The organism is Flavobacterium frigoritolerans (assembly GCF_025847275.1).
GTDB lineage: Bacteria > Bacteroidota > Bacteroidia > Flavobacteriales > Flavobacteriaceae > Flavobacterium > Flavobacterium frigoritolerans.
This window is the reverse complement of the sequence record NZ_JAOZEV010000001.1, coordinates 13,939-34,173: the sequence shown is the minus strand read 5'-3', so window position 1 is coordinate 34,173 and position 20,235 is coordinate 13,939. Positions and strand designations below refer to the sequence as shown.

Here is a 20,235-nt window from a genome sequence, read left to right as displayed (position 1 = left end):
AAAACAACTTATGAAAAAAATCGCTCTAATTTTAGGAATATTAATTACTCTATCATCTTGTAGAAAAGCTGATGCAGCACCTGCTGATGCCTTTGCTTTGTATTTTGAAGCTCCTCAACCGATTAATGATTCTGAGTTGGATAGGTTCCCTGATAAATTTAGAGGATTATATATGAATAGTGATTCTACATTTTTAAGAATTAATGAAAATGCAATTCGGTTTGAGAATTATAATAAATTTAAAATCCATAAAAATCAATTAGATTCCTTAAAGAAAGAATATGATATTGTAGATGGGAAATTAATAACAAAAGATAGAATTCAAAAATACGATATAACTTCAAAAGGAGATTCAGTAATGCTTATCGAAAAATATGTAGACACACTATTTAGGTTTTCATATTATAATAAGGTAAAAAGGATTGATGGTAAATTGATTTTAAGCAAGCGTGATTCTATTTTCTGGACGCTAAAGATTTTGTCTGTAGAAAATGATATTTTAAGAATTAATCATGTTTTATTAAAACAAGATTTGGGTAAATTAGATTCTATTACAGCTATTAAATCACAAAAAATAGACTCTACTTCTTTTGTAGTTAAACCAACCCGCAGTGAATTCAAAAGTCTATTAAAACTAAAGAGTTTTGGATATGAGCAACAATTTAAAAAAGTCTCCAAATAGTTTAGTTTTACCATAGAAATCAGAAAGAAAATATTGTTGTCTTTTGAAGTATTTTGCTTTTAATTAAGGAATTAAGAAATTAAGAAATTAAGAAATATTAAGTTTAGCCTTAATGAAAATTAATGTCTTAAAGGGGGATTTTTTTAGTACCTATTTCCAGCTTTTCGCTTCAAGATTTTTCGGTAAAACCATTTTTTGTAATATTATAAAAAGAGCTTCCTTCGGTCGCTTTTTTACAGTAACAAAAAAAAGTTTTGCTTTCAAAATGCTTTCCACTGCAATCTGGGGTATTCATGGGAAAAGTGTAATATTTATGGAGAATACCAGAATATTCTTTTTTTATTATTGCTTATATTTGAGAGAATAATTAATTAGAATATTGTGGAAAAACAAAATATAGCATCCAAATCATGGTATTTGTTAAAAACTACTTTTTTAGAATTTAACGATGACAATGCAATAAAATTAAGTGCTGCATTAGCCTATTATACCATTTTTGCACTACCGCCTTTGTTGATTATAATCATTACAATTTGTGGTGTTTTCTTTGGGGAAGATGCTGTAGCAGGGGAGCTTTATGGGCAAATAAACGGATTAGTGGGTGATAGTGCAGCGATACAAATTCAGGAGACAATAAAAAATGTGCAACTTTCAGGAAGTAATGTTTTTGCAACTATTTTTGGAGTTGGGATGTTGTTAATTGGAGCTTCGGGAGTTTTTGCTGAAATTCAGAGTTCTATTAATTTTATTTGGGGATTGCGTGCTAAACCAAATAAAGGACTAAAAAAATTCATTCAAAACCGCTTAATGTCATTTTCTATGATCGTTTCGGTAGGATTCTTAATGCTTGTGAGTCTTTTTGTAAGTACAATTTTAGATTTAATGAGTGCACGCTTAAAGCTGTATTTCCCTGAGAGTACCGTTTATTTATTTAATGTAATAAATCTGTTTATTATCTTGATTAGTATCACCTTGCTCTTTGCAATTATATTTAAGGCATTACCAGATGGAATAATAAAATGGAAAGATGCTTTTATTGGAGCATCCTGTACGGCAGTATTATTTATGATAGGAAAATTTGCGATAGGATTTTATTTAGGAAGTTCTACGACAGCATCAGTTTATGGTGCGGCAGGTTCCGTAATAATAATTCTGGTTTGGGTTTATTATTCGGCAATTATTCTGTATTTTGGGGCTGAATTTACAAAGGTATATGCTAAGTCATTTGGGGGTAAGATTTATCCTAATGAATACTCAGTAGAAATAAAAAAAGAAATCTTAGAAATAGAGTAAATCGTTAAAACTAAAATCATGAAAATCATAGCTTTTGGAGGAAGTAATAGCCAACATTCCATCAATAAAAAACTGGCGACGTATGCTGCAAATCAATTTAGTAATGCCAGCGTAGAAGTGTTGGATTTAAATGATTTTGCAATGCCATTATTTAGTGTTGATGTTGAAAAAGAAATAGGGCAACACCCAAAAGCAAAAGTTTTTCTTGAGAAACTTGCAAAAGCAGATATTTTGGTAGTTTCTATGGCAGAAAATAATGGAAATTATTCCGTTGCTTTCAAGAATGTTTTCGATTGGTGTTCACGTATTGAGAAAGATGTCTTTCAGCATAAGCCTATGTTGTTATTAGCTACATCGCCAGGAGCGAGAGGAGGAGCTTCGGTTTTGGAAATTGCTACAAAATTGTTTCCACGTTATGGTACCGAAATAAAAGCAAGTTTTTCATTGCCGAGTTTTAATACCAATTTTGATGTAGAAAAAGGAGAAATCTCCAATGAAGAATTAAAAGAGCAGTTAGCAACTCTAATAAACTCAAATTTTTAAAATTAACTAGAATAAAATCGCTTATGGTAACAATTTTTTTGAAATCAATATTAGATAACGATTTCTATAAGTTTACAATGCAGCACGCTGTAATTAAGCTATTTCCTAAAGTAAAAGTACGGTATAAATTTATAAACAGAGGAAAACATAATTTTCCTCCAGGATTTGCTGTTTTATTGCGCCACTCAGTTGAAGCAATGGCAAAGTTGCAGCTGACTCAAGAAGAAAAAATATATTTAAAGAAATATTGCCCATATTTAGATCCAACCTATTTAGATTTTTTACAAGGGTACACTTTTGATTCTTCAGAGGTTGAAATAGAACAGGTTGGTTCTGATTTGGATATTACAATCGAAGGATTCTGGTATCGTACCATTTTATGGGAAGTTCCATTGATGGCTTTAATTTCGGAGCTTTTTTATGCATCTCAGAATTTAGATAGGATAGATGATAAAGCGGTTCAGGATATTACCAAAAACAAGATCGAAAGTTATAATGCATTGGGGGCTTCGGTTTTAGAATTTGGTACAAGACGACGTCATTCATACAAAGTGCACACTTTGGTTAATGAAACGCTTGCGACTTTTGGTAATGAAAGTTTTCTGGGTACAAGTAATGTGCATTTGGCAATGCTTAATGGTAAGCGGCCTTTAGGTACACATGCGCATGAATGGTTTATGTTTCATGCGGCGCAATACGGGTTTAAAGTTGCTAATATAGTTGGTTTAGAGAACTGGACACAGGTTTATGGAGGAGATTTAGGGATTGCTTTAACTGATACTTATACAACAGATGTGTTTTTTGAACAATTTGATAAAAAGTACTCAAAACTCTTTGATGGGGTTCGTCATGATAGCGGAGACCCAATTGAATTTGCAAAAAAAACAATCGCACATTACATCAAGTTAGGAATAGATCCTAAGTCAAAAATAATAGTCTTTTCAGACTCATTAAACTTAGAGAAAGTAAAAGTTATATCCGATTTTTGTAAAGACAAAATAAAAATGTCATTTGGAATTGGTACAAATTTCACCAATGATGTAGGTTTGCCGGCAATGAACATGGTTATTAAGTTAACTGAGACAAAGCCAGATTTCACCCATTGGGAAGGGGTTGTAAAACTTTCGGATGAAAAAAATAAAAACACGGGAACTCCCGAAATGATTGCATTGGCAAAACAAGTTTTAGGAATTAAGTCTTAGAGTTTGTTTAAATTTTATTTAATTGCTTTTAACGGATTATTTTCTGCGATATTCCGTTAAAAGTATTCAAAAATAAGCGTATTATTCTTTTAAAATTTGCCTTATCTATCGAGAAATAATTTCATGAAAATCTGAATGTTTAAATTTTAAACAGGCTCTTAAATTTTTGTTTAAAAACCATTTTTTTTATGATTTTAATGAGTTTCTCTTTTTGATTTAAATAAATGCGTTTAAAAGACGCTTTTATTGATAACTTTCAAAAGATTGACTTTCATTTTTTAAGGAGATATAGTACATTAGCAAAAAATCCAAAACTCATTTATGCTAGAGCAAAATCAATATAACGAAGATAATATTCGATCACTCGACTGGAAAGAACATATTCGTATGCGTCCCGGAATGTATATCGGAAAATTGGGAGATGGATCATCACCCGATGATGGTATTTATATTCTGTTAAAAGAGGTTTTAGACAACTGTATCGATGAATTCGTTATGGGGGCAGGAAAAACTATTGAAGTGACTATTAGGGATAAAACTGTATCGGTTCGTGATTACGGCCGTGGAATTCCTCTAGGAAAAGTTGTTGATGTAGTCTCAAAAATGAATACAGGAGGAAAATATGACTCCAAAGCTTTTCAAAAATCAGTAGGGTTAAATGGAGTAGGAACCAAGGCAGTAAATGCACTTTCTAATTACTTTCGTGTAGAATCGGTACGTGATGATAAGCAAAAAGCAGCTGAATTTTCAGCAGGAAATTTGGTTCTTGAAGAAGATGTAATTGATACTACAAAACGAAAAGGAACAAAAGTAACTTTTATTCCAGATGAAGCTATTTTTAAAAATTATAAATTCCGATTAGAATATGTAATAAAAATGGTTAAAAACTATTGTTACTTAAACAATGGTTTGACAATTATATTCAATGGCGAAAAATATTATTCTGAAAATGGTCTTAGAGATTTATTAGAAGAAACAATTAACGCTGATGATTTAGAGTATCCAATTATCCATTTAAAAGATACGGACATTGAGATTGCTTTAACCCACAGTAAAACACAATATAGCGAAGAATATCACTCTTTTGTGAATGGTCAGAATACAACACAAGGAGGGACGCACTTAGCGGCTTACAGAGAAGCAATTGTAAAAACCATTCGTGAGTTTTACAACAAAAGTTTTGAAGCATCAGATGTACGTAAATCGATTGTGAGTGCGATTAGCATCAAGGTTATGGAACCTGTATTTGAATCTCAAACCAAAACCAAATTAGGTTCTATGGATATGGGATCTGATGATGGAACGCCTCCAGTATCGGTTCGTACTTTTGTAAATGATTTTGTAAAGAATAAATTAGATAATTATTTACATAAAAATCCAACAACTGCAGAAGCCTTATTGCGTAAAATTCTACAAGCAGAACGAGAACGTAAAGAATTATCAGGAATTCGAAAACTAGCGACAGATCGTGCTAAAAAAGCCAATCTTCATAATAAAAAATTAAGAGATTGCCGTGCGCATCTTCCAGATACAAAGAATCCTAGAAACTTAGAAAGTACCCTTTTTATTACCGAGGGAGATTCGGCTTCTGGATCTATTACCAAATCACGTGATGTAAATACACAAGCGGTTTTTAGTTTACGTGGTAAGCCTTTGAACTCATACGGAATGACCAAGAAAATTGTGTATGAAAACGAAGAATTCAACTTACTGCAAGCAGCTTTAGATATTGAAGACGGATTAGAGAAATTACGATATAATAATATTGTAATCGCAACCGATGCCGATGTCGATGGAATGCACATTCGCTTGTTATTGATTACTTTTTTCTTGCAATTTTTTCCAGAATTAATAAAAGAAGGACATTTATATATCTTGCAAACGCCACTTTTTAGAGTTCGAAACAAGAAAGAAACAATTTATTGTTATTCTGAAGACGAACGAAAAGCTGCTATCGAAAAATTAAAGCCAAAGCCAGAAATCACGCGATTTAAAGGTTTGGGAGAGATTTCGCCAGATGAGTTCAAGAATTTCATTGGAGAAACGATTCGTCTTGATCCTATTATGATGGATAAAAATACATCGATAGAACAATTGTTGTCTTTCTATATGGGGAAAAACACACCAGACAGACAAGAATTTATTATCAAGAATTTGAAGGTTGAACTAGATGCTATAGAAGAGGAAGTTTAGTTTTTAAAATAAAATATAGTGTCAACTGATTTTCAAAATAAAGTCATATTTCAACAAGTAGTCGAGTTATTGCAAGATGCCCGACAACAGGTTTTACGTACCGTGAATTCAACGATGACACTTACGTATTTTGAAATAGGAAGAATGATTGTTGAAGAAGAACAAAGCGGAAAAGACAGAGCCAAATATGGAAAACAATTATTAAAAGGACTTTCTCAACAATTAACAAAGGAGTTTGGAAAAGGGTTTTCTGTTGAAAACCTTGACCGAATGAGAAAGTTTTATCAGATATATTCAATTTCGTCATCACTGATGACGAAATTGGAAAATCAAAAAACGCAGTCAGTGACTGCGCAATTTGATAAATTAGATTTTCAGACATTATCTTCGTTTTTCAAATTGACTTGGACACACTACATTTTCTTAATGCGGATTGATGATGAAAATGAAAGACGATTTTATGAAATAGAATCAGAGAAACACAATTGGAGCGTTCGAGAATTAAAAAGACAGTATGATTCGGCACTTTATACCAGATTATCATTGAGTCGCGATAAAGAAGGAGTTTTAAAGCTGTCTGAAAAAGGGCAGATTATTGAGAAACCGAAAGACATTATAAAAGATGCATACATACTTGAATTTTTAGGATTGCCAGAATTACATCAATATTCAGAAAGTGAACTTGAAGATGAAATTATCAATAAATTAGAACATTTTCTTTTAGAATTAGGAACTGGTTTTACTTTCGTAGCAAGGCAAAAAAGGATTACATTTGATGATAAACACTTCCGAATTGATTTAGTTTTTTTTAATAGAATTTTAAAATGTTTTGTACTTATTGATCTTAAAATAGGAGAACTAAAACATCAGGATTTAGGTCAGATGCAAATGTATGTTAACTATTATGACAGAGAAATCCGTTTGGAGGATGAAAACAAAACTATTGGAATTGTGCTTTGCCAAAACAAAAGCGACGCAGTAGTAAGATATACTTTACCAGAGAATAATGAGCAAATTTTTGCCAGTAAATATAAAACAGTGTTACCAAGTGTTGAAGTTTTAAAAGAACTGATCGAAAACAAATAGCATTAAATTTATAATTTCGAATATAATTAAATGAAAGACGAAGAAGACGATAACATAATTCCAGATAACGAAGAAAATAATTCGGAGGATACTAATTCTTATGATGACAATCAAGAAGAAGATGAATCTGATGAAATTATCGAAGTAGATGCTAAATCTTTTGAAGGAGGACATTTTTACGATAATAATGATGACAGTGGTGATACCATTACCAAAGTTACCGGAATGTACAAAGACTGGTTCTTAGATTATGCTTCGTACGTAATTCTGGAACGTGCTGTTCCTGCTATCGAAGATGGATTTAAGCCTGTGCAACGTCGTATTATGCACTCTCTTAAAGAGTTGGATGATGGTCGTTATAATAAAGTTGCCAATGTTGTAGGTCACACTATGCAGTATCACCCTCACGGAGATGCGAGTATTGGTGATGCAATGGTACAAATAGGGCAAAAAGATTTATTGATAGATTGTCAGGGAAACTGGGGTAATATCTTAACAGGAGATGGTGCTGCAGCTTCACGTTATATCGAGGCACGTTTATCTAAATTTGCTTTGGAGGTTTTGTACTCTCCAAAAATTACCGATTGGGGTGTTTCATATGATGGTCGTCGTGCAGAACCGAATAATTTGCCTGTAAAATTCCCTTTGCTTTTGGCACAAGGAGCCGAGGGTATTGCGGTTGGACTTTCCACAAAAGTATTGCCACATAATTTTAATGAATTAATTGATGCTTCGATAAAAATTCTTAAAGGAAAATCGTTTACATTATATCCTGATTTTATGACTCAGGGTATTGCTGATATTTCTAATTATAATGATGGTTTGCGTGGTGGACGTGTTCGTGTTCGTGCCAAAATAGCACAATTAGACAAGAATACATTGGTAATTACACAAATTCCATTTTCGACCAATACCACTACTTTAATTGATAGTATTTTGAAAGCCAATGATAAAGGCAAAATCAAAATCAAGAAAATTGAAGACAATACAGCAGCCGATGTAGAGATTTTGATACATCTTTTTCCAGGAGTTTCGCCAGATAAGACTATTGATGCTTTGTTTGCATTTACCGCATGTGAAACTTCGGTAGCACCTTTAGGATGTGTTATTGAGGATAATAAACCATTGTTTATTGGAGTTTCTGCGATGTTGAAAATTTCAACGAACAGAACAGTCGATTTACTTCGACAAGAATTAGAAATTCAATTAGAAGAATTAAAAAATAAATGGCATTTCTCAACTTTAGAGAAAATCTTCATTCGTGAGGAAATGTACATTGATTTCAAATTATATTCTGATAGAGAATCGTTGTATAAATATTTATATGACCGATTTGAACCTTTCAAGAAATCATTCGTAAGAGAAATTCACGATGATGATTTACAGCGTTTGACTCAAATTCCGATGATTCGTATTACTCGTTTTGATTCTGATAAAGCCGACGATTTCATTGCTAAGTTAGAAGATGAAATGAAGGAAGTAGAATACAATTTGGAAAATTTAACAGATTTTGCAATTGCTTATTTTACCAAATTAAAAGAGAAATACGGTAAAGGTCGTGAGCGCCAGACTGAATTACGTATTTTCGATGATATCGAGGCTACTAAGGTAGTTTTAAGAAATACTAAATTATATGTAAACAGAGAAGAAGGTTTTATCGGAACTAGCTTGAAAAAAGATGAATATCTAACCGATTGTTCAGATATTGATGATGTGATTGTGTTTTTACGAGATGGTAAAATGATGATTACAAAAGTTGATGCCAAGACATTTGTGGGTAAAGATATTATTCATGTTGCTATTTTTGATAAAAGCGACAAACGCACGATTTACAATATGATGTATCGTGACGGAAAATCAGGACCTTCGTACATAAAACGTTTTAATGTTTCGGGAGTAACGCGTGATAAAGCGTATGATTTAACAAATGAAACTGCGGGTTCACAAGTAGTTTATTTTTCACATAATCCAAATGGAGAAGCTGAAGTAATAACTATTTTATTACGTCAGGTAGGAAGTATCAAAAAACTAAAATTTGATATAGATTTTGCTGCTTTGGCTATAAAAGGCCGTGGATCTAAAGGAAATTTGGTAACGAAATACCCAATTAAGAAAATTGAGCTTAAAGAGAAAGGTATTTCGACGTTACTACCAAGAAAAGTTTGGTATGATGATACAGTAAAACGTCTAAATGTAGATGCCCGTGGAGAATTATTAGGGGAATTTAAACCAAGTGATAAAATATTAATCATTAGTCAAACTGGTAAATTGAAAGTTATTATTCCAGAATTATCGACCCATTTTGATGAGGATATGATTGTTTTGGAAAAATGGAATCCTAAAAAACCAATTTCTGCAATTTATTTTGAAGGAGAGAAAGAGCGTTATTATATAAAACGTTTCTTAGTTGAGACCGAAAACAAAGAAGAATGTTTTATTACAGAACATCCTAATTCTCAGTTAGAAATTGTAGCTACAGATTATCGTCCTGTTGCTGAATTAGTCTTTGCTAAAGTAAAAGGAGTTCAAAAAGATAATTTATATGTGGATATCGAAGATTTTATCGCTGTGAAAGGCTTTAAAGCATTAGGTAATCAATTAACAAGTGATAAGGTAAAACAAGTCAACTTGTTAGATCCATTGCCGTATGAAGAACCCATAGAAGAAGTTAAGGTACGAACTATCGATAATGAAGATGATTCGGTTGAAACAGAACTTGATGATGATGGTCAAATCGGACTGGTTTTAGACTAGTATTAAGTAAAAATAAGCTATCTAAAAAAGAAAAATCTGTCCTTAGGAATCTGAATAAAACAACAAAAAGAGACTGTTTCTACTAGTTAGAAGTAGTCTTTTTTTGTTATAATAATTTTGTTTATCATTTTTTATTTTATCCAGTTAACTTAAAACCTTACAAAAATCTATTATAGAGGAGATATATAAACTTCTATTTTTGTTCCATCATATTTAAACGTTCCGTCAGAATCACTTTTACCTAAAAAGCATAAATCAGCAGGAGCGAACCATGCTGTTCCTAATGAATGTCCATTGACTGATCTGATTTCTGTTCCGTTTCCAGTGGTTATAGCTGAGTGAAACCAAGTTTTATCAACAAGTCTATAGAAACCTACAGCTTTTCCTTTAGGTAGAAAAGAGTTTCCATTCCATTTTTGTCCTCCAAGGTAATTGAATTTGCTTAACCAATTTTGCCCATAAAACGTTGTTAAATCATTAGGACTTATTTCAGCACCTAGCATATACAATGTATAAGCTACTACATCGTGGCATACACCATTATTATATTTTGAAATATTCTCTAAGCCTGAAAGAAGTGCATTAGCAACACCTAGTTTATCAGATGCAGATAATTGAGCTTTTTTAGCTCCTTCCGCTGTTATAAATGCCATAAATAAAGTTTTAATTATAAAATGATATGCTGTGAAATGTAAAAAATATGTTCTTTGTTTAATTGTTAAACAAATACTTGTTTTTTAATTTTAAAGCTAATAAGGAAAGCCTTAAAAAATACCCCAAAAACATGAATTTTTGGGGTAGAAATTAAGTAAGGATTATATTAAACTTGTTTGTAATCACTATGCCAAACAGCTTCTTCTGGACCATCACCTTTATGTCCGTCTAATTGAATTACGAAACTTTTAGCTGGGAAATAAGGAGTAATATGAATGTCTAATAAAATTCTATCCTTTTGAGTTTTATCTTGTTCAATTTTCATTACAGTAAACTTCTCAATAAGGTTAGTAGGACCTTTAATTCCATCTAAAAATTTGATAATTTGACTTCTTAAATCAGCTTCAGTTCTAGTAGTCCAGTTTTCGAAAGCTCTTCTGTTTAGGAAATCAAAAAGTACTTTTGTAATGTGATCAAATACTCTAACTACTGAATATGTTTGTAAACCTAGGTTATCTCCGTTAAATAATGTTTTAGCAGAGAAAGCCATAATTTTGCTATACTCGTTAACCATTGGTACTAGACCCATTTTTTCAAGTTCTGAAATTTCGCTTTTTTTCAAATCAAAACGAACACTTTCTACTTCATTCAGACCTCCAAATTTTTTACCTGCAACAACTTGAGACATTAGAGTTTTGTATATTTTTCCAGCCAATGAAGTTGATGGCGGAACATATAGATTTTCTTCTTCGCCTACTTCATCATATTTGCTTCTTCCTAATAAATAGTTACAAGTCATGATAGTATTTGACTTATGTACATCTCCTCCTGTATGGTTAGCATTGAAGAAAATATCGATAACATCATCTGGTGTTTCAAGATCTTGAAAGTCAGTTAATAAAACCGATTTGTTTTCATGTGCTATCTTAGACCATTTGTCTAAAACTGCGTTAGAGCCTAAATAACCAGGTACTGAAAGGATAGAATAGTTTTTTCTTAAATCTAATCTATCAAAATTTTGCTTCAATTCATTAGAAACATAATCAAAAAATAAAGTATTATCTAAATCTTTCAATTGAGACATGTCTGCATTTAAGATTGTTACATTCTTAATTTTATCACTTTCGGTGTTTTTATAAAATAAAGCGACACTTCTGTATGAAGTTTCTAATTCTCTAGAAACATTTAAAGCATATTTTAGGTTCTTATTTAGCGTTGAGTCCGCAGAAGTAGCCTTTGCATTAGCAACTTCAATCATAGATTCAACAGAATTATTGTCTTTTAATAAATCCAACCATAATTCGATTTTATTGGTAAGATTTGTTCTCTCATTTTCCCATTGAGCATCGTTAAGAAAAATATTTTTTCTAGCTTTTCTGGTAGGGTTTAAGTTTGATAATCCGTCAATTACGTTTTCTAAAAAGGCAAAACCTCCGTATTCGTTTAATAAGTTTATTTTGCTACTAGGAGATTCTTGTAGCAATTGTTCGTTTGATGAACCTTGACTTTTTTGTTCTTTAGTTTGAGTAGCCATATTTATTGTTTGTTGTTATTGATTTCTTTCTTCGCATTTTCAAGCAATTCTATGATAGCATCTTTAACTGCAGGATCTTGAATAGCCTTAATTAAACCTCTATTACTAGAGAGTTGTCTTACAATTTTATAAGCTTGCTCCTTTTCTGTATTTAATTTATTCAAAAAAGGGCTATTCTCTTTAATTGATTTTGCGCCGAAATCACCTAGGTTTTTAAATGTCATAGATTCACTCAAATCGGAGCCATCTTCAGTAGTAAAATCGAAATCTACGTTCGGTTTGAAGTTTTCGAAGACAGCTTCTACCGTTTGTAAATCATATACTGCTTCGGGTCCTACTGGTTGCTCATTTGTAAGTTTTTGAATCAATAGCGTTCTATTTGAAGGAATTTCTAAAATTGATTCGTTTGCATCAATTTTTACTTCATTACCACCAATGCCATAATTGAACATGCTCATAATTTATAAGTTTTTTAGTTAATTTTGTAAAATTAATAAAAAAAAACTTGTAAAATATAGTGATTTGTAAGTATTTTATTTTCATTTTTGTATTTTGTCTGCAAAGCATATTTTGCAAGCTTAATTTTTATCAGCGTAAATGTAATCTTTTTTAATATGAAATATCTTAAATATCCCATAAATTTCAAGTCTTTACTACATGGTTCACAAGAGAATTTTTGTAAGATTGAAGAATCGATAGCTTACAATATTATGATGATAATTACAACGTCTTTTGGAGAAATTCCAGAGACACCAAGCTACGGAACTATTATTTGGGATTTAGAATTTAATCAACATATCAAGAAAAGAGACTGGGAAGATTTGGTCAGAAAATCATTATATGAATCTATAACTGAATTTGAAAAAAGATTAATTCTAGGAGAAGTTACTATTTCTTTAGATGAAATTGATGACAAGGAGTTAAGTTCAAGCATAAGAAGAAAAGCAATTATAGTTGTTAAAGGTTCCATCATAGAAAGTTTAATCCCATTTAATTTTCATACAAAATTGAATATAAGCCCAATTTCTCAATAATATTAAATATGAAAGACGTCAAGTTTATTGAAATTAAAAATAGAATACAGAAAAAATGTTTAGAAATCTGGGGGATTGAAGATATCCATATGGCGGATCCTTTGGTGACAATGATGTTAGAGGTTTTTGTATATGAGATGTATTACCTGTATCAAGAAGGAGTAGAATCTGATAATAAAATTATCGAGCGTATTGCTCAAGAAATTGTACCGAGTCAATGGAATCTGCCTATGCCAGCTCATACTTTGGCAAGTACAATCGCTACTAAAGGTATTGTTATACTAAATGCAGATACTGAATTTGTGGTAAAATCAAGTATGGCTACTAGTACTGGTTATGATATCCATTTTACCCCTTTTACCAATGAAAATATTGTTGAAGGTGAAATTAGTTTTCAAATGTATAATTCATTTTTGATCGATTCATTAAAAAATGTAGTGCATTTGCCTTCAAAACATAAGGTTGCAGATCATAGTATATGGGTTGGATTAGATGTTGCTAAAGAGAATCTGGAAAAATTGAACTCTTTGAAATTCACATTTATAACAGAAAATTCATCATTAGATGCATTTTTAAAATATGTAACAGTAAAAGATTCTAAAGGGAATATTCTCGAAATCGAAAATGAAAATTTTGAGGAAGTTCAAGATAATAAGCATTATACTGAAACGATAAAATCATTCTATCAGAATTTCATTTACAAATTAAAATTAGATTCAGAAAACTTAGTGTATGAATCTATTCTGGACAAATTTGCAATTGATAAAGAAGTATTAAAATCGAGCAAAAAAAATTCAGAGTTGATTTGGTTAGAATTTGTATTTCCTGAAATTTTTTCTAAAGAAGAATTGGATAAAATTCAAATAAAAATCAACACTTTCCCAGTTGTTAACAGAAAATTAAATCATAGAGTTCATAATGCTCAAATAGAGGGGCGTCTTTTTCCGATGAAAGCTGAATCAAACACTCATTTTCTTGATGTTATGAAAGTTTTTAATGAAAAAAACATTGAATTCATCAATGGTATAAAACAACCTCATATTCTTACCACAAACACATTTACTCTTTTTTACGGCGGATTAGAAAATTACGATTCCCGAAATGCTAAATTTTTCCTTAAAAAATTAGTACGAGCATTAAGAGAAGATATCAGTGCTTTTTCGAATATCAATGCAGATTATATTGATGCTACGATGACAAAAATTAATGAGGAGATTAACATAATCGAAAATAAAATCAGTAGCAGTTATAATCAGGTAAATGATGAAGAAGAAGTGTATGCTTTAATTCATGAAATAGATAAATCTAAAATTATTTATTGTTCATATTGGACTTCAAATGGGCAAATAGCTAATAACTTAAAAAAAGGCACCATTTTAAAACAAACCGTTTTATCAGAACTGGCACAAGATGCTACTGTTTTTGAAGCTACTTCATTTGGAGGTATTTATAGAAACAATAAAGTCGAAAAATTAATTAATCTTCGATATGGTTTCTTGTCGAAAGAACGATTGGTTACCAAACAAGACATAAAGTCAGCTGTACACTATCATTTAAGAAATATTACAAAAGAGGTATTAATAACCGATGGAGTAGGTATTAGTGAGGAAAGAAAAAAAGGTGTATTTAGAACTATTGATGTAGAAGTTATTTTGCAAGATAAATATGCTGCACAGGTAGAAAGCAAACAAAAAATTGGATTGTTCTTAAAAGAAACTCTAGAAAAACAATCAGTTATGAATATTCCATTTCAAATAACAATTAACTAAACTTATGAACGAATTAGATTACAGTCCAAGCTTATTATCTGCAATTAAATCTGCTAAATCATTAGCTATCCAAGATGGGCATAGTACTTATGGAGTTGCTCATTTGGCTTACGCATTATTATTTGAGCCAACTGGATTGGTAGAAGTATTAAGAACGCTGTCAAAAGACATAGAGTATATAAAAGAATGGTTTGATGTGAGAAAAGAAGTATATACTTCTGTTCAAAATAACGGTAATAGCATTATAGCTGATGTTGAAATTGAGCATGTTTTTTCAGAATCAAATTTCAATAAAATCAGGTTGGGAGCTGATTATATCGATGCATTTTGTGTTTTTATTGCCATTATTAAACCAGGATTGGTTTATAGTGACAAGCAAATTGATGGATTAAATTTAAGTGATAAAGAACTTTTGAAACATTTTGGATTGCGAAATACTCAAAAAAGTTTTACTCTGGCAGATGATGGTGAAGAGCAGGAAACGATCGATATCAACTATTGCGATACATTATATAAAAAAAATATAATTGAAGAAGGCAGTAGCATTATTGGTAGAAATAAAGAAGTAAGATTGATCCTTGAGAATATAGAACGATATGAAAATCAAGGTATTTTGTTGATTGGTGAGTCTGGTATTGGTAAGACAAGTATCATAAAAAACCTTATTTATCATTTGCATGAAACAGACCCTAATTTTTTTGAAGAAACCCTAGTATTATCTTTAAACTCATCCAAATTAGTAGCAAATTGTGGAAGTGAAAATGAAATCTCGAAAAAGTTAATTGAAATTTTTGAAAAATTAGCTAAAAACGGAAAAAGCATACTTTTTATTGATGATATACAGGTATTATTAAATTCCTCGAGCTCAAAATCAAATGCTGTAATTAATATTATAAATACACAATTAACCGAAGGAAGCATTAATATTATTGCCACAATTGATTCTGATTCTTATAGAAAATCAATTGAAGGAACTACTATCAACGGAAAATTTGAAAATATTTTCATAGAAGAATTAGACTATTCTTTATTACTCGAATGCCTAGATATTTATAAAGATAAACTAGAAAAACATTATAAAATAGAGATTGAAAATGAAGTTTTAAAAGAAGCAATTCATTTATCAAAACGATTTTATAAAGAAAAAAAATTACCCTATGGAGCTATTGATTTATTAGACAGGACAGCTTCTTCGGTAATTGTTTCAAATGCAAATTCATTAGTTGAAATTATAAGAATAAAAGAGCAAATAAAAGAATGTGATCCTGATGATGAATCAAAAATCAGTTTGCTAAAAAAGGAAATATACAATCGAATAAGCTGTATTGTAACAAGCAAAATTGAAGTTGTAGAGAATTCAAAAAGTGTCAAAAACGAAGTGGTTACTTATGGAGATATTGAGAAGTTATCAATCAATATTGAGGCTATCGCAAAAGAAAAGATAGCTATTGTTACAAAATCTGAGATTTTAGCAGTTGTTTCTAATGCAACTGGAATTCCTTTGGGAAAAATAAGCGCAGGAGAAAAAGAAAAGCTTTTGACGATCGAAGATAAATTACAAGAAAGGGTAAAAGGACAATCACATGCTATAAAAACACTTTCGGAAGCTATTATAGAATCGCGAAGTGGTTTGAGTAATCCTAAGCAACCTATTGGATCATTTTTCTTTTTAGGACCAACAGGAACTGGTAAAACAGAATTAACAAAAACATTGGCTGAATTACTGTTTGATGATGAAAATGCTATGATCCGATTTGATATGTCGGAATTTAAAGAAGAACATTCAGCTGCTTTATTATATGGTGCTCCTCCAGGATATGTAGGTTATGAAGAAGGAGGTATGTTAGTCAATAAAATTAGACAGAAACCGTATTCAGTTGTACTTTTTGATGAAATTGAAAAGGCACATGCTTCTGTTTATGATGTTTTTTTACAGATTATGGATGAAGGTAAGGTACATGATAAATTAGGACGAGAGGGTGATTTCTCTAATGCCATTATCATTTTTACATCAAACATAGGTAGTCAATGGATTCAGGAACAAATAGAAAGTGGTCATTTGCCTACCTCTAATCAATTAATTGATATTATGAGCACTCATTTCAGACCTGAATTTCTGGGACGTTTGACAGAAGTTGTTCCCTTTGCTCCTATAAACATTGAAATTGCTAAAGCAATTTTTAAATTACATCTAAGTCGCTTACAAGAGCAATTAATAAGCATTAAGAATATTTCATTTGATATATCCGATGGTGCTTTAGAGTATTTAACAAACAAAGGATTCTCTAAAAAATATGGAGCCAGACCTATTGCTGGAACAGTAAGAACGTATTTGAAAAAAACTATCTCAAAATTAATTATATCAGAAGCTATTCTTGAGAACGAAACTATTGTTTTGGATATAAAAGATGATGAGTTTATTTGGGAAAAGAAATAAGTTATGGAACAAGATATTGCTGTTTTAAAACAACAAGTTAATTTTAACTTAAGAGGAGAAGTCCTTTTTTATGAATTGCAAAATCTTCTGGAGGACGAAGCAGAAGTTTTTGTTAGACATAGAGGGCTTTCAAAAAGAAATAACTCTAGAGATGCTATTGATATTTCTTCAATGTTATATCAAGAAGGGGCAAGGCTTACAAAAGAAGCACTTGTCTTGCATTTGGCAAAAAACAGTATTTATCATAATTTGCCCGAGTTGCTTTTTCATCCATTGTCGGTTAGTAATCCAACGATGTCTAACAAAGAAATTGTAGAGGCTGTAAAAGAAAATAAAGAAACTGAAAATGAAGCTTTAGATTTTTTTATGCCTTTTGATAACGAGATCTTTTCTGCACATACAGATTCTACTATAAGAAGCCTCCACTTATTTAATGATAAAATAGATTTGTTTTTAAAAATAGCCGACGAATTAGTGGCTATCGAATTTGAATTGTCTAAAATTCAAAAAAGGAACTTGTTTATTTATTTATGTGAGTCAGAAAAGCTAAAAGAAAATCTTCCAGAATTAGAAAAAGTTTTAGAAATGCTTTTGGGGAATGTGGTAAAGTTAAAATACAAAAAACATGTCTTTACAACATCTCCTTTTTTAAAACTAAGCGATGGCATCTTAGGGTTCAATTTAGGACTTTGTGGATCTGTTGAAAGTGAGGTAGATGATGTAGAAGTTACCCTGTATTTTGAAGGAAATATTGACTATTCTATTTTAGAACGCAAGATGACACTTACTCGCAAAATATTAGAGTATTTTATTATTAGTAATAGGAAAATTGATATTGTATTCTTTAATAACTATCAATTGGGAATAAAGTTAAACGAAAACTATTTAGGCATCAATACCATTTTATAATTTTTAAACGATAATAAAGAGAAAACCATTTCAGATGAATACAATACTTCCATTTTTTTTAAAATACCTATTAGCACCGCTTTTGATATTGATTATAACTCTTGTAATGAGTCAATTTTCAAGTATAAAAATTAAAACAAAATCGGCTATAATATTTGTTTTGTGCTTTTCGCTTATAGCAGCTTTACCTTGTTTATTTGCTTTTTTTAATAATGAGTTTATTTGGTTGGGCTTATTATTTTCTGTTTTTTACTATTTAATACTTGGAGTCGGATTACTATATTTTATGGATACTACTATGTTTCAAAATATAGGAATTCAAAATAGTGCACCAGCAAAATTTTTCCTGTTTTTAATTGTAGCAATTCTATCATCTTGGATATACTATTTGGTATTTAATTATATCGCAATATCAAGTTATGCGCATATAAGTATGCTTAATATTCTATGGCTATTTGCACCAATATTTTTTGAAGAATCAAAGAAAAAATATTTACAAATTCCAGATCCATTTTATGAATATTGGAGAGTTGGGAAAGAACGCAAAGATATTGAGTATTGGGACAATATTGATAAGTTCCGTTTAATGCAGGTATCGATAAACATAAAGAAAAAAGTCAATTCTGAATTCTTCTCAAAGTTTGATGTGAAAATTGCTCAAGATGTTAACCTGGGCAATTGGTTTGATAAGTTTATTGAAGATCAGAATTATAGATTCCCAAATGATGCTATCGAATCAAGTGCTGAGAATGAAGATACAGGCTGGATTTTCTATACAGCAAAATATTTTAGTTTCCCGTTGTTTATCAGAAACCTAAGTCCTCTTGATACGATTTCAGAGAGTAAACTAAAAAACAAGCAAACTATTTTTGCAAAAAGAGTTGCTTTGAATAAAAATCAAAGGGAAATAGTAGAATAACTAAGATTAATCATTTTCTTTTAAGCTCATATCAATTTAAAAATAAAAAAAACTAACTAACACTAGAATAAAATAACTTAAGCAATTATGAAATCAAACATACATTTACCAATTAATTGGACAGATGGAGTAAAACTAACCAAAGACCATTTTATCAATAATTATTTCAATTTTATAACAATTGTTAGTGATTATAATAAAGTTCAGTTAAATGATTTTAATTATGGCTGTATCCAGACAGCTGGAGGGAAACCTATAGATATCGACATAAAAATTGAAGGAGGTCAATTAGTCGCCTATTTAAAAAAATGCGAATTGATCGCTAAAAATGGACATTTAATTTCGTTTAATCAGGATGTTTATGGGACAAAACTTCCCGAAGTAAGCATTAATGCAAATGATTTAGATAGAAATTCTTTTGAGCATTATTATGTTATTGTTTCTATAAATCCTTATAATTTAGTTCCAGTAGGTATTCCAGATCCAGAAATAATCCCACTACATCACCCACATGCACTTCCAGAGATAAAATTGCATATTATCAATAAAAAAGAAGTGAATGACAATTTTTTACAAGGATACTTTTTAATTGTCAAAAAAATTGCATTCCAAAATGGAACATTCATAGAGGATGATAAATATATAGCACCAGTTGTAAAAACAAAAAGCAATGAAACTTTAAAGCAATTTCTTTCAAAAGTAAATAACGAATTATACCTATTGAATGATTTTTCAATTAAGATTCATAAAAAAAACGTACAGAGTTCAACCAATAACAGGTTAGTGTCTAACACATTTAGTTTATGTACTAAAATAATTGATTATTATGCTGAGCACTGTTTTTATCTTAAAAATATTGCTTCTGAAGAGTCTCCAGTGCATATGTCTGATAAAATAATTGTTTTAGCAAATCATCTACTTTCTACATTAACTCTAATGGATGACAAAGAGAAAGAAGTTTTATTGCAATATTATTACGAATGGATCGATGTTAAACCTTCAGAATTGTTAGGTGTATTGTTTGAAGCAAAAAGTGCTGTTTACGATCACAATGATATAACACAAACCTTAGAAAAACTGAATCAATTTTTGGGTGTTTTAAAACGCTTATGGCAAAAACTAAGTGAATTAGAATACATTGGAGTTAGAAAAGAAAACATTGTAATTAGTGAAGAAACCAAAACAGCACCACAAAGGAGTAACACATGGTCAATACTTGATTAAAA

16 protein-coding genes are annotated in these 20,235 nt (G+C 30.7%); 13 read left to right on the top strand and 3 right to left on the bottom strand.

Going from position 1 to position 20,235, the window contains the following annotated elements:
* The first annotated feature begins 10 nt into the window (after positions 1–10).
* The 7 genes from OIU80_RS00150 to OIU80_RS00120 all read left to right on the top strand — a co-directional run bounded on the left by OIU80_RS00150 (position 11) and on the right by OIU80_RS00120 (position 9,753).
* Positions 11–682, top strand: coding sequence for a hypothetical protein (locus OIU80_RS00150; RefSeq protein WP_264285089.1), 672 nt, complete (start codon positions 11–13; stop codon positions 680–682).
* Positions 683–1,063: 381 nt separating this feature from the next.
* Positions 1,064–1,975 carry a YihY/virulence factor BrkB family protein gene (locus tag OIU80_RS00145; protein WP_264285088.1) on the top strand — a complete coding sequence of 304 codons (912 nt, stop codon included), beginning with the start codon at positions 1,064–1,066 and terminating at the stop codon, positions 1,973–1,975.
* A gap of 18 nt (positions 1,976–1,993) precedes the next feature.
* Positions 1,994–2,518 carry an NADPH-dependent FMN reductase gene (locus OIU80_RS00140; protein WP_264285087.1) on the top strand — a complete coding sequence of 175 codons (525 nt, stop codon included), beginning with the start codon at positions 1,994–1,996 and terminating at the stop codon, positions 2,516–2,518.
* A gap of 23 nt (positions 2,519–2,541) precedes the next feature.
* On the top strand, positions 2,542–3,720 hold the full coding sequence (gene pncB, locus OIU80_RS00135) for a nicotinate phosphoribosyltransferase (RefSeq protein ID WP_264285086.1): 1,179 nt from the start codon (positions 2,542–2,544) through the stop codon (positions 3,718–3,720).
* 321 nt (positions 3,721–4,041) lie between these two features.
* The gene (locus OIU80_RS00130; protein WP_264285085.1) at positions 4,042–5,913 is read left to right on the top strand and encodes a DNA topoisomerase IV subunit B; all 1,872 of its coding nucleotides are present in this window, start codon (positions 4,042–4,044) and stop codon (positions 5,911–5,913) included.
* An 18-nt stretch (positions 5,914–5,931) separates the two neighbouring features.
* On the top strand, positions 5,932–6,999 hold the full coding sequence (locus OIU80_RS00125; protein ID WP_264285084.1) for a PDDEXK nuclease domain-containing protein: 1,068 nt from the start codon (positions 5,932–5,934) through the stop codon (positions 6,997–6,999).
* Positions 7,000–7,029: 30 nt separating this feature from the next.
* A complete protein-coding gene (locus OIU80_RS00120; protein WP_264285083.1) occupies positions 7,030–9,753 on the top strand; it encodes a DNA gyrase/topoisomerase IV subunit A in 2,724 nt (907 codons plus the stop codon).
* Positions 9,754–9,923: 170 nt separating this feature from the next.
* On the opposite strand, the gene OIU80_RS00115 is transcribed toward OIU80_RS00120, so the two are convergent.
* The 3 genes from OIU80_RS00115 to OIU80_RS00105 form a co-directional block, all read right to left on the bottom strand.
* Positions 9,924–10,406 (bottom strand): hypothetical protein, encoded by a 483-nt coding sequence (locus OIU80_RS00115; RefSeq protein WP_264285082.1) that lies wholly within the window; start codon positions 10,404–10,406, stop codon positions 9,924–9,926.
* Between the two features lie 167 nt (positions 10,407–10,573).
* Complete coding sequence (locus OIU80_RS00110; RefSeq protein ID WP_264285081.1) at positions 10,574–11,941, bottom strand: DUF5458 family protein; 1,368 nt, start codon at positions 11,939–11,941, stop codon at positions 10,574–10,576.
* 2 nt (positions 11,942–11,943) lie between these two features.
* Positions 11,944–12,399, bottom strand: coding sequence for a type VI secretion system contractile sheath small subunit (locus OIU80_RS00105; RefSeq protein WP_264285080.1), 456 nt, complete (start codon positions 12,397–12,399; stop codon positions 11,944–11,946).
* 156 nt (positions 12,400–12,555) lie between these two features.
* Between OIU80_RS00105 and OIU80_RS00100 the strand changes: the two genes are divergently transcribed.
* The 6 genes from OIU80_RS00100 (at position 12,556) to OIU80_RS00075 (ending at position 20,233) form a co-directional block, all read left to right on the top strand.
* Positions 12,556–12,975, top strand: coding sequence for a GPW/gp25 family protein (locus OIU80_RS00100; protein WP_264285079.1), 420 nt, complete (start codon positions 12,556–12,558; stop codon positions 12,973–12,975).
* An 8-nt stretch (positions 12,976–12,983) separates the two neighbouring features.
* The gene (locus OIU80_RS00095; RefSeq protein WP_264285078.1) at positions 12,984–14,744 is read left to right on the top strand and encodes a hypothetical protein; all 1,761 of its coding nucleotides are present in this window, start codon (positions 12,984–12,986) and stop codon (positions 14,742–14,744) included.
* 4 nt (positions 14,745–14,748) lie between these two features.
* Positions 14,749–17,181 carry an AAA family ATPase gene (locus OIU80_RS00090; protein ID WP_264285077.1) on the top strand — a complete coding sequence of 811 codons (2,433 nt, stop codon included), beginning with the start codon at positions 14,749–14,751 and terminating at the stop codon, positions 17,179–17,181.
* A 3-nt stretch (positions 17,182–17,184) separates the two neighbouring features.
* A complete protein-coding gene (locus tag OIU80_RS00085; RefSeq protein ID WP_264285076.1) occupies positions 17,185–18,090 on the top strand; it encodes a hypothetical protein in 906 nt (301 codons plus the stop codon).
* Positions 18,091–18,124: 34 nt separating this feature from the next.
* Positions 18,125–19,009 (top strand): TssN family type VI secretion system protein, encoded by an 885-nt coding sequence (locus OIU80_RS00080; protein WP_264285075.1) that lies wholly within the window; start codon positions 18,125–18,127, stop codon positions 19,007–19,009.
* Positions 19,010–19,096: 87 nt separating this feature from the next.
* Positions 19,097–20,233 carry a hypothetical protein gene (locus OIU80_RS00075; protein ID WP_264285073.1) on the top strand — a complete coding sequence of 379 codons (1,137 nt, stop codon included), beginning with the start codon at positions 19,097–19,099 and terminating at the stop codon, positions 20,231–20,233.
* The last annotated feature ends 2 nt before the right edge of the window (positions 20,234–20,235 follow it).